Raw genomic sequence first — 23,727 nt, 5'->3', positions numbered from 1 at the left:
ATCCGTGGAGTCGCTGGGAGAGCCGGATGGAATTGGATGACCGCGCACTTCCGCTGACGCGCGGACAGCTGGACCTATGGCTTGCGGACGAAACGGGTCATTCGACTACTGAGTGGCAAATCGGCCTGCTCGTCAGGATCGAGGGCACGGTCGACCGTGATGCCCTCGAATGGACCATCCGCCGTGTGGTTCGAGAGGCCGAACCCCTCAGGGTGAGCTGCGCTGAGATCGATGGCCAGGTATTCCAGACCCCTGTCGATTACCCAGATGTCCAGCTGGCCTTCCATGACCTGAGTGGTTCGCGCGATCCCGCCCAGGAAGTCCACGAGATTGCGCATTCGATTCAACGCACCCCGATGCCGTTCACCGGGCCGCTGTTCCGATTCGACTTGTTCCAGACCGGCGCCGAACAGTTCTTCTTGTTCGCCTGCGTGCACCACCTCGTCGCGGACGCATCTGGTATCGCACTGGTCGGCAACCGCATTGCAGCCGTTTACTCTGCGCTCGTCGCCGGCGAACCCGTCCCGCCTGCGTTCTTCGGCTCGTTGCAGGACTTGGTCGACTGCGAATTGGAATACGAAGCGTCCCAAGACTATGTCGACGATGAGGCTTACTGGATCAGTAACCTCCCCCCGGAAAGTGGACCGCTACCCCAATTACCCACGGCCACTGGCGAACGTGATCCGAACCAATTTTCGACGCCGGTCCAATTGGACCCTGCGGCTCTTCGCCGCGCCCAAGAGCTTTCCGAGGTCTGGAATGTGCCTCGATCCGCCGTCATAACGGCGGCCTGTGCACTTCTGGTGCGCGCGTGGAGCGCCGAGGGCTCAGATGTGGTGCTCGATTTCCCCGTCGGCAGGCGAGTACGTCCTGAAACAAAGACGCTTCCTGGCATGGTGGCCGGTGTCGTACCGCTGGTTCTGCGAGTTGCGCCGGAATCAACGGTGGCAGATTTTTGCGGTCATGTTAATGAGCGGATGCGAGAAGCTCTGCAACATCAGCGATTTCCGGTGCAAGCCCTGGAACGTAAGGCCCAGCGCGGCCAAGACCAGACCGCGCAGCGGGTGATCCTCGACTTCTTCCCGACGGCGTTCTCTCTGGACTTTGGTGGTGTCGCCGCATCGGCGACGATGACCAACTCCGGCCTCGTCGGCGGTTTCGGCCTGGTGTTCTCCGGCGCGGGCGACGAGCTCTTCCTCTCGACGCTGGGCGCCGGCCACCCACTGGCGAACCTCGAGGTGTCCGACCTCGCGGAGCGGCTGCGTCAAGTGCTGGTCGCCATGACCGCCCATCCGGGGCAGTCGCTGTCGTCGATCAATGCGCTGGACCGCGCCGAGTACACCCGGCTACTGGATGACTGGGGCAACCGGGGGGTGCTGGCTGCGCCGGAGCCCGAACCGGTATCGCTTCCGTCGTTGTTCGCCGCCCAGGTCACCCGCACTCCCGACGCCGTGGCGCTGACGGCCGACGGCCGGTCGATGACCTACCGGGAACTGGACGAGGCCGCCAACCGGATGGCGCACCTGCTGGCCTCGGCGGGGGCGGGCCCCGGACGGTCGGTGGCGCTGCTGTTCCCGCGGTCGGCCGAGGCGATCGTGGCGATCGTCGCGGTGCTCAAGACCGGGGCCGCCTACGTACCGATCGATCCTGCGGTCCCCGATGCGCGGCTGCAGTTCACCGTGGACGACGCGGCGGCGGTCGCGGCGGTCACGACCGCGGAACTGCGCGCCCGGCTGGACGGCTGTGACCTCCCCGTCATCGACGCCCACGATGCCCGGATCGAGGCCCAACCCGCCGAGGCGCCGCCGCTTCCCGCCGCCGATGACATCGCCTACATGATCTACACCTCGGGCACCACAGGTGTGCCCAAGGGCGTGGCGGTGACCCACCGCAACGCCACCAGCTTGCTGCAGTCGCTGCCCGCCGACCTGCCGCGCGATGGCGTGTGGACCCAATGGCACTCCTATGCGTTCGACGTGTCGGTGTGGGACATCTGGGGACCGCTGCTTGGCGGTGGGCGGCTGCTGATCGTGCCCGAGGCGGTGGCGACGTCGCCCGAGGACTTCCATGACCTGCTGGTTGCCGAGCAGGTCAATGTGCTGAGCCAGACTCCGTCGGCCGTCGGCGTGCTCTCCTCGGCGGGGCTGGACTCGATGGCGCTGGTGGTGGCCGGGGAGGCCTGCCCGGCCGAGGTGGTGGACCGGTGGGCGTCCGGGCGCACGATGATCAACGCTTACGGCCCGACCGAGGCCACGATCTACGCGGCGGTGAGCGCACCCCTCACGCCGGGCGCTACCGTGCCGATCGGCGCCCCGGTGCCCAACGCCGCGGCGTTCGTGCTGGACAAGTGGCTGCGCCCGGTTCCGGCGGGTGTCGTCGGCGAGCTCTACATGGCCGGGCGCGGCGTCGCGGTCGGATACCTGGGCCGGGCCGGGCTGACTGGATCGCGGTTCGTCGCCTGCCCCTTCGGTGAGGCCGGCGCGCGGATGTACCGCACCGGCGACCTGGTGTATTGGGGCACCGACGGCCAGCTGGTCTACTTGGGCCGCGCCGACGAGCAGGTCAAGATCCGCGGATACCGGATCGAGCTCGGTGACGTGCAGGCCGCGCTGGCCGCAATCGACGGCGTCAAGCAGGCGGTGGTCGTGGCCCGCGAGGACCGCCCCGGCGACAAACGCCTTGTCGGCTACGCCACCGGCACGGTCGACCCGGCCGACGCCCGCGCTGCGCTGGCCGAGACGCTGCCGCCGTACATGGTTCCCGCGGCGGTGGTGGTGCTCGACGCGCTCCCGTTGACGGTCAACGGCAAGCTCGACCGCAGGGCGCTGCGTGCCCCCGAGTACCAGGGTGGCGACACCTACCGCGCGCCGACCTCCGCCGTCGAGGAGGTGCTGGCCGGGATCTACGCCCAGGTCCTCGGCCTCGAGCGAGTCGGCGTCGACGAGTCCTTCTTCGAGCTCGGCGGGGACAGCATCCTGTCGATGCAGGTGGTGGCCCGCGCCCGGGCCGCAGGCGTGGCGTGCCGGCCGCGCGACGTGTTCGTCGAACAGACCGTGGCCGGACTGGCCCGGGTGGCCGGGGTGGCCATCGAGGACGCCCCGGTGGACGAGGGCACCGGGGCGGTACTGGCCACCCCGATCATGCGCTGGCTGCACAGCGTCGACGGTCCGGTCGACCAGTTCAACCAGACCGTCGTGGTGCGGGCCCCGGCTGGGGTCGGCGAAGCCGACGTGGCGGCGGTGCTGCAGGCGCTGCTCGACCGGCATGCGATGTTGCGGGCGCGTGTCACCGAGGACGCGGACGGCGAATGGTCGGTGACGGTGCCCGACGCCGGTGCCGTTGAAGCCGGTGCCTGCCTGCATACGGCCGAGGCCCTCTCGGACGATGCGCTGACTGCGGCTCGGTCGCGGCTGAACCCTGTTGCGGGTGCAATGGTCAGCGCGCTGTGGGTGCCCCGCACGGGCCAGCTGGCCCTCATCATCCACCACCTGGCGGTTGATGGGGTGTCCTGGCGAATCCTGTTGGAAGACTTGAACATCGGCTGGGCTCAACGACACACCGGACAGCCGATCGCGCTACCGGGAAGCGGCACCTCGTTCGCGCGGTGGTCGTCGCTGCTGAACGAGCACGCATACGCCGAAGCGGTGGTCGAGCACGCCGACACCTGGCGGCAGGTCGCTGCGGCGCCGGCGGCGTTTCCGCCCGTGCAGCCGGCCGCCGATACCTACGCCAACGCCGGGCGGGTGGCGATGACGCTGGATACCGACACCACCCGGTTGCTTCTGGGCGAGGTTCCCGCGGCGTTCCACGCCGGCGTGCAGGACATCCTGCTGATCGCCTACGGGTTGGCGCTCGCGGAGTTTCTGAAGACCGGCGGCTCGCCCGTCGGCATCGACGTGGAGGGCCACGGTCGCGACGACGAGTTGGCCCCCGATGTCGATTTGTCGCGCACCGTCGGCTGGTTCACCGCCAAGTACCCGGTGGCGCTGGCCCTCGGCGGGCTGGACTGGACGCAGGTCGCCGGCGGAGACGCCGCGCTCGGCGCGGTGCTCAAAGAGGGCAAGGAGCAGCTCCGCGCGCTCCCCGACGGCCTGACCTACGGCCTGCTCCGATATGTCAACAACGACGTCGACCTTGCCGGCTCGGATCCGGCCGTCGGCTTCAACTACCTCGGCCGACTCGGCGGCGGCACTGGTCTCTCGGAAGAGCTGTGGCGGATCGACGACGACGGCATGACGGCCGGCGCTGCCGCCGCGGTGCCGACCCCACTGATGCACACGCTGGACCTCAACGCGGGCACGGTCGACACCGCCGACGGCCCGCGCCTGCGCGCCGACTGGACGTGGGCGCCGTCCGCCCTCGACGAAACTCAGGTCGAGCGGCTGAACGCGCTGTGGTTCGGGGCGCTCGAAGGCATTTGCGCGCACGTCCGCAACGGTGGCGGCGGGTTCACGCCCTCCGACATCGCGCCCGCTCGGCTCAGTCAGGCCCAGATCGACGAACTCCAGCAGCAGTACGACTTCGCCGACGTGCTGCCGTTGACCCCCGTCCAGCAGGGTCTGCTGTTCCACACCGCGGTCGCTAAGGGCGCCGGAGACGACATCTACGCGGTACAGCTGGATCTCACGGTCTCCGGCGTCCTGGACCAGCAACGCTTGCACAGTGCCGTGCGCAGCGTGATCGCCCGCCACCCCAACCTTGCCGCCCGCATCGACGACCGGTTCGGTGAACCGGTACAGATCATCCCCGCGGATCCTGAAACACCCTGGCGCTACCTCGATTTCGCCTCTGAGGCGCAGGCCCAGAGCCTGATCGAACAGGTGTGCGCCGACGAACGGAGCGCAGTCTGCGACCCGACCCACGAGCCGGTCTTCCGCGTCGCGCTCATCCGCACCGCAGAGGGCCGGCACCGGTTCGTGCTCACCATCCATCACCTCGTGCTGGACGGCTGGTCGCTGCCGATCCTGCTGCAAGAGATCTTCGCCGCTTATCTCGGCCAGCAGCTGCCCTCGCCGGTGCCCTACCGCCGGTACGTCACCTGGCTCGCCGAGCAGGATCACACCGCCGCCCAAGCGGTTTGGGGCGAACTGCTCGACGGGTTCGAGACTCCGACGTTGGTCGGCCAGGCCGGCCGGGTGGCGCTCGGAAGTAGAAGCGTGCAGTCCTGCCTGCTGTCCGAGCAGGCCACCACCGCGCTCGGCGAGCTGGCGCGGTCCTGCCACACCACCGTCAGCACGGTGCTGCAGGCCGCGTGGGCGCAGCTGCTGATGCAGCTGACCGGCCAGCCCGACGTTGCGTTCGGTGCGGCGGTGTCCGGCAGGCCGGCCGAGCTGCCCGGTTCCGAATCGATCGTCGGCCTGATGATCAACACGGTGCCGGTGCGCGCCAACATCACCGCGACGACCACCACCACCGAATTGCTGGAGCAGCTGCAGACCGCCCACGGCGACACCCTCGAGCACGAGCACGTAGCGCTCACCGAGATCCAGCGTGCCACCGGTCACGACCAGCTCTTCGACACCGTATTCGCCTACGAGAACTATCCGATCGACAACGCTGCACTTGACGTCGACGGCGAGTTGGCCGTCACGTCCATCGAAAGCCGCGAGAACGTTCACTACCCGCTTGCGGTACAGGCCGTGCCGGGCGACGAATTGAGCCTGCGCCTGCACTACGACACCGACCAGTTCGACGCGGCCACGGTCGAGGCGCTGCTCGAGCGGTTACGGCGGGTGCTGGCCGCGATGACCGCCGACCCGTCCCGGCGTTTGGCGTCGATCGATCTGCTCGACGATGGCGAGTACGACCGAATCGACAGGTGGGGCAACCGCGCGGTGTTGACCCGCAAACCTCTTGCGGCGGTGTCGATTCCAGCGGTGTTCGGCGAGCGTGTGGCACGCACGCCCGAGTCGGTGGCGCTGACCGCCCACGGTCACTCCATGACGTACGCCGAGCTGGACGAGGCCGCGAACCGGCTGGCACACGTGCTGGTGGCCAGGGGCGTCGGCCCGGGGCAGCGGGTGGCTCTGTTGACCGAGCGCTCCGCGCAGGCTGTCATCACGATCCTGGCGGTGCTCAAGACCGGCGCGGCCTATCTTCCGATCGACCCAGCAGTGCCGGCATCGCGACTGGATTACATCCTCGCCGACGCGGCACCAGTCGCCGTGATCACCACCGCCGACCTGCGGTCGCGGCTCGACGAGTCGGGCGTGCCGGTCATCGACATCGACGCCCCCGTCGGCGACAGCGAGCCCACCACTGCCTTGCCGATGCCTGCGGCCGACGACGTCGCCTACATCATCTACACGTCGGGCACCACCGGCGCCCCCAAGGGCGTGGCCGTCACCCACCACAACGTCACCCAGCTCATCACGGTGCTCGACGCCGGATTGCCGAACCCGGGCGTGTGGCCGCTGTGCCACACGCTGGCCTTCGACGTCTCGGTGTGGGAGATCTGGGGACCGCTGCTGCGCGGCGGACGGCTGGTGGTGGTGCCCGAGACGATCGTGGGATCGCCGGAGGACTTCCACGACGTGCTGGTCTCCGAACAAATCAGCGTCCTCACCCAGACCCCGTCGGCGGTCTCCATGCTGTCGCGCGAAGGCCTGGAGTCGACGGCGCTCGCGGTCGTCGGCGAGGCCTGCCCCGCCGAGGTGGTCGACCGGTGGGCGCCGGGGCGCGTGATGATCAACGCCTACGGCCCGACCGAGACCACGATGTGCGTGGCCATCAGTGCCCCGCTCACGGTCGGGTCGGGTGTGGTGCCGATCGGTTCGCCGGTGCCGGGGGCGGCGCTGTTCGTCCTGGACGCCTGGCTGCGGCCGGTGCCCGCCGGCGTGGTCGGCGAGTTGTACGTGGCAGGCGAGGGAGTGGCGTGCGGCTATCTGGGCCGGGCCGCCCTCACGTCGTCGCGGTTCATCGCGTGCCCCTTCGGTGCGCCCGGTGCCCGCATGTACCGCACCGGCGACCTGGTGCGGTGGGGAGCCGACGGCCAGCTCATCTACCTCGGCCGCGCCGACGAGCAGGTCAAGATCCGCGGCTACCGAATCGAGCTCGGCGAGGTGCAGACCGCGCTGGCCGCGGTGGCCGGTGTGGATCAGGCCGTGGTGATCGCCCGCGAAGACCGGCCCGGAGACAAGCGTCTCGTCGGCTACATCACCGGGACGGCCGACCCGGCCGACGCCCGCGCTCAACTTGCGGACCGGTTGCCGCCGTACCTGGTGCCCGCCGCGGTCGTCGGCTTGGCCGCGCTGCCACTGACGCCCAACAACAAAATCGACACTCGGGCGCTGCCCGCCCCCGAGTACCGCGGCGCCGGCGTCGAATACCGGCCTCCGGCCAACGCCGTCGAGGAGATCCTCGCCGGCATCTATGCCCAGGTGCTCGGCGTCGAGCGGGTTGGGGTCGACGACTCGTTCTTCGACCTGGGCGGCGACAGCATTCTGTCGATGCAGGTGGTGGCCCGTGCCCGCGCGGCTGGCGTGCAGTGCCGGCCGCGCGACATCTTCGTCGAACAGACGGTGAGCCGGCTGGCGGGCGTGGTCGAGATCGCCGACACCGAAGCCGCCGTCGACGATCCGGGCACGGGTCCGGTCCTGGCGACTCCGATCATGCGGTGGCTGCACGACATCGACGGACCGGTCGACGAATTCAACCAGACCGTGGTGGCGCAGGCGCCGGCCGGAGCGACAGCAGCCGACGTGGTCGTCGTTCTGCAGGCCCTGCTGGATCACCACGGCGCGTTGCGGCTTCGTGCGCAAGACGCCGCGGACGCGCGAACGGAAACCACGACCGACGGCGAATGGTCGCTGACGGTGCTCGAGCCGGGATCGGTCGACGCCGCGCAGTGTGTGCAGACGGTCGATACGTTGTCCGACGAGGCGCTGCTGGCGGCCCGTTCCAGGCTGAACCCGGCCGACGGTGTGATGCTCAGCGCGTTGTGGGTGACTGGGACCCGGCAGCTGGCATTGGTGATCCACCATCTGGCAGTCGACGGCGTGTCTTGGCGAATCCTGTTGGAAGACTTGAACATCGCGTGGGCTCAGCACCACAGCGGGCAGCCGATCGTGTTACCGGCAAGCGGTACGTCGTTCGCCAGGTGGTCGGCGTTGCTTACCGAGCACGCCCGTAGCTCTTCCGTGGTGGATCTCGCCGACACCTGGCGCGAAGTCACGGCCGTTGCGCCGGCACTACCGTCACCGCACCCCGAGCAGGACACCTATGCGACCGCACAACAGCTGGCGGAGTCATTGGACGCCGACACGACGCGGATGCTGCTCGGCGAAGTGCCCGCGGCGTTCCACGCCGGCGTGCAGGACATCCTGCTGATCGCCTTCGGCCTGGCATGCGCGGAGTTCCTGGAGAAGTCCGGTATTCCGATCGGCATCGACGTCGAGGGCCACGGCCGCCAGGAAGAGCTGGCCGCCGACGTCGATCTGTCCCGCACGGTCGGGTGGTTCACCGCCAAGTATCCGGTGTCGCTGGCTGTCCAGCGGTTGCCCTGGGCACAGGTGAAAGCCGGTGGGGCAGCGCTTGGTCCGATCGTCAAGAGCGCCAAAGAACAGCTCCGTGCGTTGCCTGACGGTCTGACCTACGGTTTGTTGCGTTACCTGAACCCGAATCTCCAGCTGCCCGAAACGGATCCGGTGATCGGCTTCAACTACCTGGGGCGCATCGGCGGCGGGGCGGACGCGCTCTCCGAAGGGCTGTGGCGGATCAGCCCGCAGAGTATGTCGGTAGCCGGTGCGGCCGCGGCGATTCCGATGCCGTTGGCGCACACCGTCGCGCTCAACGCAAGTGCCACCGATGGAGACGACGGCCCGCGACTGCAGGCCAATTGGACGTGGGCCGCCTCGGCGCTGGACAGCGCGCAGGTGCAGCGGCTGAGCCGACTGTGGTTCGAGGCCCTCCAGGGCATCTGCGCGCACGTCCGAGGCGGCGGTGGCGGTTTGACGCCGTCGGATATCGCGCCGGCCCGGCTGACCCAGTCACAGCTCGACGAGTTGCAGCAGCGAGACCGGATTGCCGACGTGCTTCCGCTGACGCCAGTGCAGCAGGGGTTGCTGTTCCATTCGAGCTACGCGCAGGAATCCACCGAAGATCTCTACGCCGTTCAACTGGGTGTCACTGTCACGGGTCCGCTCGACCGCGAACGCCTGCGCGATGCAGTGCATTCCGTCGTCATCCGACACCCCAACCTGGCGGCCCGCTTCTGCGACCAATTCAGCGAGCCTGTGCAGATCATCCCCGCCGACCCTGGGCTGGCGTGGCGGTATGTCGAGCCGGTCGACCACGTCGAGGTCGATGAGCAGGTCGAGCAACTGTGCGCTGTCGAACGTGCTGCGGTCGGCGACATTGCGGACGGACCGACCTTCCGCGCCGCATTGATCCGCATGTCCGATGATCGGCACCGGTTCGTGTTGACGATTCACCACATCGTGATCGACGGATGGTCACTGCCGGTGCTGATGCACGAGATCTTCGCGGGCTACTTCGGAGAACGTCTGCCCGCCGCAGCGCCCTACCGCAACTTCGTTTGTTGGCTGGCCGACCAGGATCGCGACGCGGCGCTCGCAGCCTGGCGCGAAGTCTTGGCCGGATTCGACACGCCCACCCTCGTCGGGCCGCCGGTCCAGGGCAGCCAGAGAAGCGTCGAGACCTCCTGGATGCCAGCCGAGTTGACGCGGGAACTGACAGAGTTGGCGCGCGCTCAGCGCACCACCGTCAACACCGTGCTGCAGGCCGCGTGGGCGCAGCTGCTGATGCGGTTGACCGGCCACCGAGACGTCGCGTTCGGTACCGCGGTTTCGGGTCGACCTGTGGACCTCGCCGGCGCGGAGTCGATGGTGGGCCTGATGATCAACACGGTCCCGGTTCGCGCCCGCATCGCCGCGACCGCCACCGTCGAAGACCTGCTCGACCAAATACAGCGCGGCCACAACGATGTCCTCGAGCATGAACACCTGGCGCTCAACGAGATTCACCGTATCTCCGGCCACGACCGGCTGTTCGACACGCTGTTCGTCTACGAGAACTATCCGATGGACACCGACGCGTTGCTCGGTGCGCACGAGCTGGCCGTCACCGACATCAGCAGCCGCGAGTACAACCACTACCCGTTGTCGGTGGTGGTCATGCCGGGTCACGAATTGCGAGTGCGGGTCGAATTCGATACCGACGCCTTCGATTCGGCGAGCGTCAAGAACTTGATCGAGAGACTCCAGCACGTGCTGGAGATCATGACGATCGATCCCACCCGCCGACTGTCGTCGATCGATCTGCTCGATGGCAGTGAGCACGCCCGGCTGGATCAGTGGAGCAACCGGGCGGTGTTGACACAGCGAGTGCCCACACGGGTATCGATCCCGACGCTGTTCGCCGCGCAGGTGGTTCGCGCGCCCGACGCGGCCGCTTTGACGTTCAAAGGTCGCTCGATGACCTACGGCGAGCTGGATCAGGCCGCCAACCGGTTGGCGAACCTGTTGGCAAGCCACGGGGCCGGCCCGGGTCGACGTGTGGCGCTGTTGCTGCCCAGGTCCGCCGAAGCCATCGTGGCGATCTTGGCGGTGCTCAAGACGGGTGCGGCATACCTGCCCATCGACCCTGCGCACCCTGACAACCGAATCGCGTTCACGCTCGCCGACGCCGCGCCGATCGCTGCGATCACCACCGCCGAGCTGGCCGGCCGGCTGCACTCGGCCGAGCTGCCCGTGATCGACCTCAACGATCCCGCCATTGCCGACCGGCCGACCACCGCGTTGCCGGTGCCGGCACACGACGACATCGCATACCTGATCTACACCTCGGGAACCACGGGAGTGCCCAAGGGCGTGGCCATCACCCACCACAACGTGATCCAGCTGCTGGAGGCTGCGGGCGCCGAGCTGGAGCTCGCAGGACAAGTGTGGACGCAGTGGCACTCGTTGGCCTTCGACGTTTCGGTGTGGGAGATGTGGGGTGCCCTGTTGCACGGTGGCCGATTGGTCGTGGTGCCGGAGGATGTCGCGCGCTCCCCGGAGGATTTCCACTCCTTGTTGGCTGCCGAACAAGTCACTGTGCTGAGTCAGACCCCATCGGCGTTCTATGCCCTGCAGCCAGAACTGGGCAATCAGCTGAAGCTGCAGACGGTGGTGTTCGCCGGGGAAGCGCTGGAGCCCCACCGGCTGCGGACGTGGCTGCACAGCCATCAGGGTTTGCCCCGCATGATCAACATGTATGGCACCACCGAAACGACGGTTCATGCGTCGTTCCGAGAGATCGTCGAGCGTGACGCCGACAGCGCCAGCAGTCCGGTCGGGGTGCCGCTGGCGAATCTGGCCTTCTTCGTGCTGGATGATTTCTTGCGCCCGGCCGCTGTCGGGGTGGTCGGTGAGCTGTATGTGGCGGGCAGCGGCGTTGGCTACGGCTACGTGGGTCGGGCCGGGTTGACGGCATCGCGTTTCGTGGCGTGCCCGTTCGGCGGCCCCGGAGCGCGGATGTATCGCACGGGTGATCTCGCGTCGTGGGGTGCCGACGGTCAACTGCAATATCTGGGCCGCGCCGATGAGCAGGTCAAGATCCGCGGGTACCGGATCGAGCTCGGAGAGGTACAGGCGGTGTTGGCCGACCTGGATGGGGTGGACCAGGCGGCGGTGATCGCCCGAGAGGACCGCCCCGGCGACAAACGTCTGGTGGGCTACATCACCGGGACCGCCGATCCGGCGAAATTGCGCGCGGCGATGTTCGAGCGGCTGCCCGAGTACATGGTGCCCGCGGCGGTGATGGCGTTGGACGTGCTGCCGTTGACGGTGAACGGCAAGCTCGACCGCAGGGCGCTGCCTGCCCCGGAGTACCAGGGTGCCGACGATTACCGCGCTCCGGCGACCGCGATCGAGGAGATCCTGGCCGGCATCTACGCCCAGGTGCTGGGCGTGGAACGGGTGAGCGTCGACGATTCGTTCTTCGATCTGGGTGGTGACAGCATCCTGTCGATGCAGGTGGTGGCGCGCGCCAGGGCCGCCGGAGTGCATTGCCGGCCACGGGATGTCTTCGTCGAGCAGACCGTGGCGCGGTTGTCCTCCGTGGTCAGGGTGATCGACGGGGCGGGCCGCCCGGTCGATGAGGGCACGGGTGCGGTTACCGCGACCCCGATCATGCGCTGGCTGCTCGATGTCGAGGGCCCGGTCGACCAGTTCAACCAGACCGTGGTGGTGCAGGCGCCGGCCGGGGTGACCGAGGACGACATACCCGTCGTCCTGCAGGGGCTGCTGGATCGACATGCGATGCTGCGCGCGCGTGCCACTGTGGACGCCGCCGGGGAGTGGTCGTTGACGGTGCCAGAGGCGGGGTCGGTGGACGCGGCCGCCTGCGTGCAACCCGTCGATGCCTTGTCGGAGGACGTACTGCGGGCGGCGCGATCGCGACTCAATCCGGCCGACGGGGCGATGTTGGCCGCGGTGTGGGCAGCGGAGTCGAGCCACCTGGTGCTGATCGTTCACCATCTGGCCGTTGACGGGGTGTCGTGGCGAATCCTGTTGGAAGACCTGAACTTGGCGTGGACCCAGCACCGCAGCGGGCAGCCGGTGAAGTTGCCTGCGGCGGGTACCTCGTTTGCGCGGTGGTCGTCATTGTTGGCCGAACATGCGTACAGCCCGGACGTCGTTGACCTGGCGGACACCTGGCGGCAGGTGTTGGCGACTCCGGCGGTCTTGCCCGCCATCCAACCGGCGACCGACACGTATGCGACTGCCGAGTCGATGTCGGAGTCGCTGGACACGGAGACGACGCGGCTGCTTCTCGGTGAGGTGCCTGCGGCATTCCGCGCCGGGGTACAGGACGTTCTGCTGATCGCTTACGGGTTGGCCTTGGCGGAGTTCCTGGGCACCAGCGACGCGCGCATCGCCATCGACGTGGAGGGCCACGGCCGCCAGGAAGAACTGGCCGACGACGTGGACCTGTCGCGCACGGTGGGATGGTTCACCAGCAAGTATCCCGTCTCCTTGGCGGTGAACGGTTTGGACTGGCAACAGGTCGTGGCCGGCGAAGCCTCGCTCGAGGCGCTGATCAAGGGTGCCAAGGAACAGCTCCGCGCCCTGCCGGACGGAATCACCTACGGCTTGCTGCGCTACCTGAACTCGGATGTCGAGTTGGCTGACGCAGACCCGACCATCGGTTTCAACTACCTCGGCCGCCTGGGTGCGGGCACGCAGTTGCCCGAAGAAATCTGGCAGATCAACGAGGTCGGCGGGTCCCTGACCGCTGCCACCGCTGCGCCGACTCCGTTGATGCACACGCTCGACCTCAACGCCGGCACCGTGGACACCGAGACCGGCCCGCAACTGCAGGCCAACTGGACATGGGCGCCGTCGGCCCTCGATATGACCCAGGTGCGGCGGCTGAACCAGCTGTGGTTCGAGGCCCTGGGCGGCATCTGCACCAGCGTCAGGAACGGCGGGGGCGGGTTGACCCCATCGGATGTTGCCCCGGCCCGGCTGACCCAGCTGCAGCTCGACGAGCTCCAGCAGCAATATCCGTTGGCCGACGTCCTCCCACTGACTCCGCTGCAGCAGGGTCTGCTGTATCACGCGGGTACCGCGGCGGGTTCTGGCGACGACGTCTATTCGGTACAGCTGGATATCACTGTGACCGGCCCGCTGGACGCCGAGCGACTCCGTCGCGCGGTGAACACCGCGGTCGCGCGTCATCCCAACCTGGCGGCCCGATTCTACGAACAACTCGACCAGCCGATTCAGATCATTCCGGCCGATCCCGAAACGCCTTGGCAGTACGTCGAACTCGACGCCGGAGCGGATATCGAGGAGCAGCTTGCGCGGATATGCGCCGCAGAACGCGCTGCGGTTCTCGACCTCTCCTCCGAACCGGCCTTCCGGGTCGCGCTGATCCGTGTCGCCGAGGACCGGCACCGGTTCGTGATGACCAATCACCACATTGTGTTGGACGGCTGGTCAAAGCCGATCCTGCTGCAGGAGATCTTCGCCGCCTACTACGGGCAGCGACTGCCCGCCCCGATGTCCTACCGCAGGTTCGTCACCTGGTTGGCCGATCAGGATCAAGATGCCGCGCAGGCGGCGTGGCGCGAGGTATTCGACGGTTTCGACACCCCCACTCTCGTCGGACTCGGCCACGAGGGAATGGGCCGTCGGGGCTACGAATCGCTCGTGCTGAACGCAGAGACCACGGATGCCCTCGGGCAACTGGCGCGCTCATGTCGCACCACGGTCAGCACGGTGCTCCAGGCGGCGTGGGCGCAATTGCTGTACTCGCTGACCGGTCAGCACGATGTGGCGTTCGGCACCGCCGTCTCCGGTCGGCCTGCCGACGTCGCCGGTGCCGAGTCGATGGTGGGCCTGATGATCAACACGGTGCCGGTGCGAGCGAAAATCACCGCCGAGACGACGATCGCCGGCCTGTTGGAGCAGCTGCAGACCACCCACAACCACACCCTCGAGCACCAGCACCTGGCGCTCACCGACGTGCATCGCGCCACCGGTCATGACCGGCTGTTCGACACCGTTTTCGCCTACGAGAACTATCCGGTCGACACGATCGCACTGTCGGGGGTCGACGGACTCGAAATATCAGACATCGCCACCCGGGAATACACTCATTACCCGCTGGCGGTGCAAGCTGTGCCCGGCGACGAACTAAGCCTGCGTTTCGAATACGACACCACTGTGTTCACCGCGGCCAAGATTGCAAAGTTGATCGAGCGTTTGCGGCGGGTGCTGGTTGCCATGACCGCTGATGTGCGGGAGGAATCATGAGTATCGACGCTTCACGGCGGTTGCTGTCCTTTGATCTGCTCGACGACGACGACCATGACGAACTGGCTGAGTGGGGTAACCGGGCGGTATTGACCGAGCCCGACCCCGCGGCGGTGTCGATTACCGAGCTGTTCGCCGAACATGTGGCCCGCGCTCCCGAGGCCGTGGCGTTGGTGTGCGGGGAACTCCTGCTGACCTATCGCCAGTTGGACGAGACTGCGAATCGGTTGGCGCACTTGCTGGTTGGCCTCGGTGCTGGACCCGGCAAGTCGGTGGCGTTGTTGATTCCGCGTTCCGCTGAGGCGATCGTGGCGATTTTGGCGGTGCTCAAGACAGGTGCGGCGTATCTGCCGATCGACCAGGCACATCCGGATGAGCGGATCAGGTTCATGCTCGGTGACGCCGCGCCGGTCGCGACGATCACGACGGCGGATCTACGTGAGCGGCTTGATGAATCCCACATGGTCGTCCTCAATGTCGACGACCCCCGCATCGACGATCAGTCCAGCGCGCCCTTGGCGGCGCCTGCGGTCGACGACCTGGCTTACATGACCTATACCTCCGGGACAACCGGGGTGCCCAAGGCGGTGGCGGTCACCCATCGCAACGTGACCCAGTTGGTGGAGTCGCTCCACGCTCACCTGCCCGCCGGGCCGGGACAAGTGTGGTCGCAGTGGCATTCGTTGGTGTTCGACGTCTCCGTGTGGGAGATCTGGGGCGCACTGCTGCATGGTGGCCGACTGGTGGTCGTGCCGGAGTCGGTGGCGAGTTCGCCGGATGATTTGCACGACGTGTTGGTCACCGAGAAGGTGACGGTGTTGTGCCAGACCCCGTCGGCGGCGGGGATGTTGTCGCCGGAGCGGCTGGAGTCGACGACGTTGGTCGTGGCCGGTGAGGCCTGCCCCAGTGAGCTGGTGGACCGGTGGGCGACGAACGGTCGGGTGATGATCAACGCCTACGGCCCGACCGAGGCCACGATATATGCGGCGATGAGCGGGCCGCTGACGGCGGGTTCGTCCGTGGTGCCGATCGGTTCGCCGGTGCCGGGTGCGGCGTTGTTCGTGCTGGACAAGTTGCTGCGACCGGTGTCGGCGGGTGTGGTCGGGGAGCTGTATCTGGCTGGCCGTGGGGTGGCTGTCGGCTACGTTCACCGAGCCGGGCTCACGTCTTCGCGTTTCGTGGCATGTCCATTCGGGGGGCCGGGCGCGCGGATGTATCGCACCGGAGATCTGGTGCGGTGGGGCGATGACGGACAGCTGCAGTACCTCGGTCGCGCTGATGAACAAGTCAAGATCCGCGGCTACCGCATCGAATTGGGCGAGGTGCAAGCCGCTCTGGCCGCACTCGAGGGTGTTGATCAGGCAGCGGTGATCGCCCGCGAGGACAGGCCCGGGCACAAGCGCCTCGTCGGTTACATCACCGGCACGGCGGACCCGGCTACGACGCGGGCCAAGCTGGCTCAGAAGTTGCCCACCTACATGGTGCCCGCCGCGGTGGTGATGATCGATTCGCTGCCGCTGACCGTCAACGGCAAACTCGATACCCGGGCCCTGCCCGCACCCGAATACCGCACGACCGGCGACGAATACCGGGCCCCGGCAACCGCCGTCGAAGAGATTCTGGCCAGTGTTTTCGCGCAGGTGCTGGGTGTGGAGCGGGTCGGGATCGACGACTCGTTCTTCGACCTGGGTGGTGACAGCATCCTGTCGATGCAGGTGGTGGCCCGCGCCCGAGCGGCCGGGGTGCTGTGTCGGCCGCGTGACGTCTTCGTCGAACAGACGGTGTCCCGGCTCGCTTCCGTGGCGGTGGTCGCTGGTGGCGAAGCCGCTGAAGTCGACGAGGGTGTCGGTTCGGTGGTGGCCACTCCGATCATGCGCTGGCTGCACGGTGTGAAAGGTCCCGTCGACCAGTTCAACCAGACCGTAGTGGTGCAGGCCCCGGCGGATGTCAGTGAAGACGACGTGGTGGTCCTCCTGCAGGCCTTGCTGGATCGGCATGCGACCTTGAGACTGCGGGCCGAAGACGATTCCAGCGGCGGGTGGTCGTTGACGGTGCCCGACGTCGGCTCGGTCGACGCGGGCAAGTTGGTGAAGACGGTCGACGAGATCTCCGATGAGGCGTTGGTGGCAGCGCGTTCGCGGTTGAACCCAGCCACCGGGGTGATGGTCAGCGCGCTGTGGGCGACCGACACAGGCCAGCTGGCGTTGATGATCCATCATCTGGCTGTTGACGGGGTGTCGTGGCGAATCCTGTTGGAGGACTTGAACATCGCCTGGGCTCAGCTTCACAACGGGCAGTTGGTGGAGTTGCCGACGGGGGGAACGTCGTTCGCCAGCTGGTCGTCGTTGTTGGCCGAACACGCGCAGCAGCCGGAAGTGGTTGCGTTGGCTGACACCTGGCGACAGGTGACCGCCATCCCGGCGGTATTGCCGGCGGTGCAGCCGGCGACCGACACCTACGCGACTGCCGAGTCGATCTCGGTGTCGTTGGACGCCAAGACAACCCGCCGGCTGCTCGGTGAGGTTCCCACGGCGTTTCACGCTGGCGTGCAAGACATTCTGCTGATTGCGTTCGGGCTGGCGTGGAACGAGTTCCTGGACCACCGCGGAGCGCCGATCGGTATCGACGTGGAGGGCCACGGCCGCCACGAAGAATTGGCGCTCGACGTTGACCTGTCGCGCACGGTCGGGTGGTTCACCACCAAGTACCCGGTGTCATTGGCAGCGGGCGAATTGCCCTGGACACAGGTTGTCGCGGGTGACGCCGCACTGGGTGATGTCATCAAGGACGTCAAGGAGCAACTGCGCGCCCTGCCGGACGGGTTGACCTACGGACTGCTGCGCTATCTGAACCCCGATGTCGATCTGGCCGGATCGGATCCCACGATCGGCTTCAACTATCTGGGTCGACTCGGCGCGGGCGGGGGCGACCTGTCTGACGACCTCTGGCGGCTCAGGCAGGACAATCTGGCGTTGACCGGGGCCGCCGCGGCGGTGCCCATGCCGTTGATGCACACGATCGACCTGAACGCGGGCACCGTGGACACCGACACCGGCCCACGCCTGCAGGCCAACTGGACGTGGGCGCCTTCGGCGCTGGACCGCGCCCAGGTGCAGCGGCTGAGCCAGCTGTGGTTCGAGGCCCTGTCCGGCTTGTGCGCCCTGGTCCGAAGCGGCGGGGGCGGGCTGACGCCGTCGGATATCGCGCCGGCCAGGCTGAGCCAGTCGCAGATCGACGAGCTTGATCAGCAGTATCGGATCGCCGATGTGTTGCCGTTGACCCCGCTGCAGCAGGGACTGCTGTTCCACTCGACCGTCGCCAATGGCGCCGCGGACGACATCTATGCGGTGCAGCTGGACGTCACCATCGCCGGCCTGCTCGACCAGCATCGGCTGCGCGATGCGGTGCATACCGTGGTCGCACGTCACCCCAACCTGGCGGCCCGCTTCTGCGACCAGTTCGGCGAGCCGGTGCAGATCATCCCGGCCGAACCGGTGATGGCGTGGCGGTATGTGGACCTTCGCGAGCACGACCGAAACCCCAATGACGAGATCGAGCAGCTGTCGGCTGCCGAGCGCGTCGCAGTACGCGACCTGGCCGACCGGCCGACCTTCCGGGCCGCGCTCATCCGCACCGCAGGGAACGAGCATCGGGCTGTTTTCACGTTCCACCACATCGTGATCGACGGGTGGTCGCTACCGATCCTGCTGCAGGAGATCTTCGCCAGTTACTTCGGGCAGCGGCTGCCCGCTGCTGCGCCGTACCGCAGTGTCGTCAGCTGGATCGCCAAACAGGATCGCGATGCCGCCCGAGCGGCGTGGCGTGAGGTGTTGAACGGTTTCGACACCCCGACCCTGCTGGCCCCGTCGGCCCCGGCCGGGCAGCGCGGAGTCGAATCGTATCGGCTTTCCGCCGAGACGACCGAGGCCCTCGGCGAGCTCGCCCGGTCGTGCCACACGACGGTCAGCACAGTGCTGCAGGCCGCGTGGGCACAAATGTTGATGATGCTGACGGGCCAGCCCGACGTCGTCTTCGGCACCGCAGTCTCGGGTCGGCCGGCGGAACTGGTCGGCTCCGAAACGATCGTGGGCCTGTTGATCAACACGGTTCCGGTACGGGCGCGCACCACCGCGACGACGACCGTGGCCGACCTGCTGGCGCAGCTGCAACGCGCGCACAACGACACCATCGAGCACGAACACTTGGCGCTCAATGAGATTCACCGCGCCACCGGTCACGATCGACTGTTCGACACGTTGTTCCTGTACGAGAGCTACCCCATAGACACCAGTGCGTTCTCGGGCGCGCACGAGCTGACCGTCACCGAGTTCACCAACCGCGAGTCCAACCACTACCCGCTGTCGGTGATGGCCCTGCCGGCTCACGAACTCGGGCTGCGTGTCGAATTCGACACCACCGCCTTCGACGCGGCGAGCATCGGAACGCTGATCGAGCGGTTCGAACGGGTCTTGGCGTTCATGACAGCCGATCCCACTCAGCGGTTGTCGTCGGTGGATCTACTCGACGCCGGTGAGCACGCCCGGTTGGATGGGCTGACCAATCGCGCGGTGTTGTTGCGGGCGCCGTCGGTGATGAAGTCGATCCCTGAGGTGTTCGCCGGTCAGGTGGCGCGTGCTCCGCAGGGCGTGGCGTTGACGTTCGAGGGTCGTTCGTTGACTTACGCCGACCTCGATCAGGCTTCGAATCGGTTGGCGAACCTGTTGGTTGAGCGTGGAGCCGGTCCGGGTGAGTCTGTGGTGTTGATGGTCCCCCGTAGTGCCGAGGCGCTGGTGGGCATGCTGGCGATCCTCAAGACTGGTGCGGCGTATGTGCCGGTGGATCCGGCGGTGCCCGCGGCGCGGCTGGAGTTCATGGTGGCCGATGCGAAGCCGGTCGCGGCGGTGACGGCGGGGGATCTGGGCTCACGGCTCAGCGGATCCGGTGTCGCCGTCATCGATGTCGGCGATCCGGCGGTGGAGATGCAGGACGATACTGCGTTGCCGCTGCCATCGGGCGAGGACATCGCGTACCGGATCTACACCTCGGGGACCACCGGTGTGCCCAAGGGAGTCGGCATCACGCACGGCAACGTGACGCAAACGCTGCACTCCTTGCCGCGCGATCTGCCTGCAGGGCCGGGGCGGGCGTGGACGCAGTGGCATTCATTGGTGTTTGACGTGTCGGTGTGGGAGATCTGGGGTGCGCTGCTGCACGGCAGTCGATTGGTGGTCGTGCCGGAGTCGGTAGCAGGCTCCCCGGACGACCTGCATGACCTACTGGTCGCCGAACAGGTCGATGTGGTGTATCAGACCCCTTCGGCGGCGGGGATGCTGTCGCCGGAGCAATTGGAGTCCACGGCGTTGGTCGTGGCCGGTGAGGCCTGCTCGACTGAGCTGGTCAGTCGGTGGGCGAAAGCCGGGCGCGTGATGATCAACGCGTACGGTCCGACCGAGGCGACAATCTATGCGGCGATCAGTGCGCCGCTCGTCGCGGGTTCGAGTTCGGTGCCCATCGGTTCCGCGGTGCCCAATGGCGCGACGTTTGTTCTTGATGAGTGGTTGCGGCCGGTGCCGGTAGGTGTGGTGGGTGAGCTCTATCTCGCCGGTCGTGGCGTCGGTGTGGGGTACATGGGGCGGGCCGGCTTGTCGGCGTCGCGGTTTGTGGCGTGTCCATTCGGCGGACCGGGGGCCCGGATGTATCGCACCGGCGATCTGGTGCGGTGGGGCGAAGACGGGCAGTTGCAGTATCTGGGCCGGGCCGACGATCAGGTCAAGATTCGTGGTTATCGGATCGAGCTCGGTGAGGTGCAGGCCGCGCTGGCCGACCTGCCGGGGGTGAATCAGGCGGCGGCGATTGTCCGCGAGGACCGTCCCGGTGACAAACGACTGGTCGGTTACATCACTGGAACAGCCGATTCCCTCGAGGTGCGCGCAGCACTGGCCGAGCGGCTGCCGGGGTATATGGTTCCCGCTGCGGTGGTGGCCATCGATGCGTTGCCGCTGACGGTCAACGGCAAACTCGACAAGCGGGCGCTCCCGGCACCCGAGTACCAAGACGTTGACCGCTATCGGGCTCCGGTCACCCCGGTCGAGGAAATCCTCGCCGGTATCTACGCCCAGGTGTTGGGTGTGGAGCGCGTCGGGGTCGATGACTCGTTCTTCGATATGGGCGGGGACAGCATCTTGTCGATGCAGGTGGTGGCCCGCGCCCGCGCTGCCGGGCTGGTGTGCCGACCGCGCGATGTTTTCGTCGAGCAGACCGTGTCCAGGCTTGCATCCGTCGCCCAGGTTGTCAGTGGTGAAGCCACTGAGGTCGACGAGGGTATCGGTCCGGTGGTGGCCACCCCGATCATTCGGTGGCTGCACAGCGTCGAGGGTCCGGTTGACGAGTTCAACCAGACAGTGGTGCTGCAGGCCCCGGTCGGCGTCACCGAGGCCGACGTAACCGTGATGGTGCAGGCATTGCTGGATCGGCATGCCATGTTGCGGGCGCGCGTCGGTGACGATGGAACCGGCGCCTGGCTACTGCAGGTTCCCGAAGTCGGGGCGGTGGAGGCCGGCGCGTGCCTGCGCACGGTCGAGATGTTGACCGATGAGGCGGTGGCCGAAGGTCGTTCGCGACTGAATCCAGCCTCCGGGATGATGCTCAGCGCGCTGTGGGCGACCGAGACCGGCCAGCTGGCGTTGATGATTCATCATCTGGCTGTCGACGGAGTGTCGTGGCGAATCCTGTTGGAAGACCTGAACATCGCCTGGGCTCAGCATCACAGTGGGCAGCAGGTCGAGTTGCCCGCGGGTGGCACGTCCTTTGCCCGGTGGTCGGCGCTGCTCGCTGAGCACGCGCGCCACCCGGAGGTCGTGGGCCTGGCCGACGCATGGCGGCGCGTGGCGGCAACCCCGACGGTCTTGCCTGCGGTGCGCCCCGAGGTGGATACGCGTGCCCGTGCCGGTTCGTTGTCGGAATCACTCGATTCGGAGACAACGCGGCTGCTGCTGGGTGACGTTCCGTCGGCGTTTCACGCTGGGGTGCAGGACATTCTGTTGATTGCGTTCGGGTTGGCGTTGGCGGAATTCCTGGGTACTGGCAGCGCGCCGGTCGGAATCGATGTGGAGGGCCATGGCCGCGCCGAGGAACTGGCCGAGCACGTGGACTTGTCGCGCACGGTGGGGTGGTTCACCACCAAGTACCCGGTGGCGCTGACGGTCGGCGGGCTGTCCTGGGCGCAGGTGACCGCCGGGGACGCCGCGGTGGGGCAGTTGGTGAAGGATGCCAAGGAACAGTTGCGCTCCCAGCCGGAGGGCCTGACCTACGGCCTGCTGCGCTACCTGAACCCCGACGTCGACCTCGCCGGGGCGGACCCGACGATCGGTTTCAACTATCTCGGGCGGTTGGGTGCCGCCGCAGCCGAGGCTTCCGAGGATCTGTGGCGGGTCAGCGCCGAGGCGGTTTCGCTGGGCGATGTCGCCGCGGCGATACCCATGCCGTTGATGCACACCCTCGAGGTCAACGCCAGCACCATCGACACCGACAACGGTCCGCGCCTGCAGGCCAACTGGACATGGGCTCCCTCGACACTCAACGAGACACAGGTGCAGCGACTCAACCGGCTCTGGTTTGACGCGCTGTCCGGTATCTCCACGCATGTCAAGTCGGGTGGCGGCGGGTTGACCCCTTCGGATATCACCGCACGGGTCAGCCAGCAGCAGCTCGACGAGCTCCAGCGGCAATATGCAGATCGCTGACGTACTGCCGCTGACCCCACTGCAACAAGGCCTGCTGTTTCATGCCAGCGCCTCGGTGGGTTCCGGCGACGACATCTACGCGGTGCAGCTGGAGATCTCGGTGGCCGGCTCGCTGGATGCCGACCGGCTGCACAATGCCGTACGCACGGTGGTCAACCGCCACCCCAACCTGGTGGCCCGGTTTCACGAACAGCTCGAGCAGCCGGTGCAGATCATTCCCGCCGATCCCGAGGCGCCATGGCGGCAGGTCAACCTCGAACCCGGCGACGATATCGAGGAGCAGATCCAGCGAATCTGCGCCGCCGATCGCGCCGCGGTCTGTGACCTGACCGATGGCCCGGTCTTCAGGGCCACGTTGATTCGTGTCGCCGAGGACCGGCACCGGTTCGTGCTCACCAACCACCACATCGTGATGGATGGCTGGTCGCTGCCGATCCTGCTGCAAGAGATCTTCGCCAGTTACTTCGGGCAGTGGCTGCCTGCACCGGCGTCGTACCGCAATTTCGTTGCGTGGCTGTCCAATCGGGACATCGACGCCGCCCGCCTGGCGTGGGGCGACGTGCTGGCTGGTTTCGAGACCCCGACCTTGGTCGGTCCGCCCGGCCGGGCGGGGCTGGGGCGGCGGGGCGTGGAACTGTTCCGGTTGCCCGAGGAGAGCACCCAGGCGCTCGGTGAGTTGGCGCGGACCTGCCATACGACGATCAGCACCGTGCTGCAGGCGGCGTGGGCGCAGGTGTTGATGATGCTGACCGGCCAGCACGACGTCGTCTTCGGCACCGCGGTCTCGGGGCGGCCGGCCGAAGTGGCCGGTTCGGAATCGATGGTCGGCCTGATGATCAATACGGTTCCCGTGCGGGCGAACGTCACCGCCGAGACCACCGTCGCCGACCTGCTCGACCAGCTGCACCGCACCTTCACCAACACGCTGGAGCATCAACATCTGGCGCTCAACGAGATTCAGCGCATCACAGGTCATGACCAACTTTTCGACACCGTATTCGCCTACGAGAACTTCCCGATCGACAGCGGCGCCCTCGGCGGCGCCGATGGACTGGCCATCACCGACGTGGCCCGCCGCGAGTACACCCATTACCCGCTGACGGTCCAAGCCCTGCCCGGCACCGAGTTGGGGGTGCGCGTCGAATACGACACTGATGTGTTTGATGTGGCCGGTGTTGAGGTGTTGGTGGGGCGGTTGCGTCGGGTGTTGGAGGTGATGGTTG

Annotated in this window: 2 protein-coding genes and 1 pseudogene; all 3 read left to right on the top strand. The window is 67.2% G+C overall.

Going from position 1 to position 23,727, the window contains the following annotated elements; genetic code table 11:
* Positions 1 to 26: 26 nt before the first annotated feature.
* Complete coding sequence (locus tag G6N36_RS12005) at positions 27 to 14,762, top strand: non-ribosomal peptide synthetase (RefSeq protein ID WP_163686707.1); 14,736 nt, start codon at positions 27 to 29, stop codon at positions 14,760 to 14,762.
* Positions 14,759 to 22,504, top strand: a complete 7,746-nt coding sequence (locus tag G6N36_RS30230) for a non-ribosomal peptide synthetase (RefSeq protein ID WP_179964767.1) — start codon at positions 14,759 to 14,761, stop codon at positions 22,502 to 22,504. The genes G6N36_RS12005 and G6N36_RS30230 overlap by 4 nt, the downstream gene beginning before the upstream one ends.
* Positions 22,491 to 23,720 (top strand): annotated as a pseudogene (locus G6N36_RS30440) (condensation domain-containing protein); the annotation flags it as partial. The gene G6N36_RS30230 and the pseudogene G6N36_RS30440, both read left to right, overlap by 14 nt.
* Between the last annotated feature and the right edge of the window lie 7 nt (positions 23,721 to 23,727).

It is taken from the genome of Mycolicibacterium gadium (genome assembly GCF_010728925.1).
Taxonomy (GTDB): domain Bacteria; phylum Actinomycetota; class Actinomycetes; order Mycobacteriales; family Mycobacteriaceae; genus Mycobacterium; species Mycobacterium gadium.
This window is presented reverse-complemented; position numbering and strand designations above follow the sequence as displayed.

Coding starts and splice junctions, on each gene's coding strand:
- G6N36_RS30230 (WP_179964767.1), top strand. CDS start 14,759: ATGAGTATCGACGCTTCACGGCGGTTGCTGTCCTTTGATCTGCTCGAC.
- G6N36_RS12005 (WP_163686707.1), top strand. CDS start 27: ATGGAATTGGATGACCGCGCACTTCCGCTGACGCGCGGACAGCTGGAC.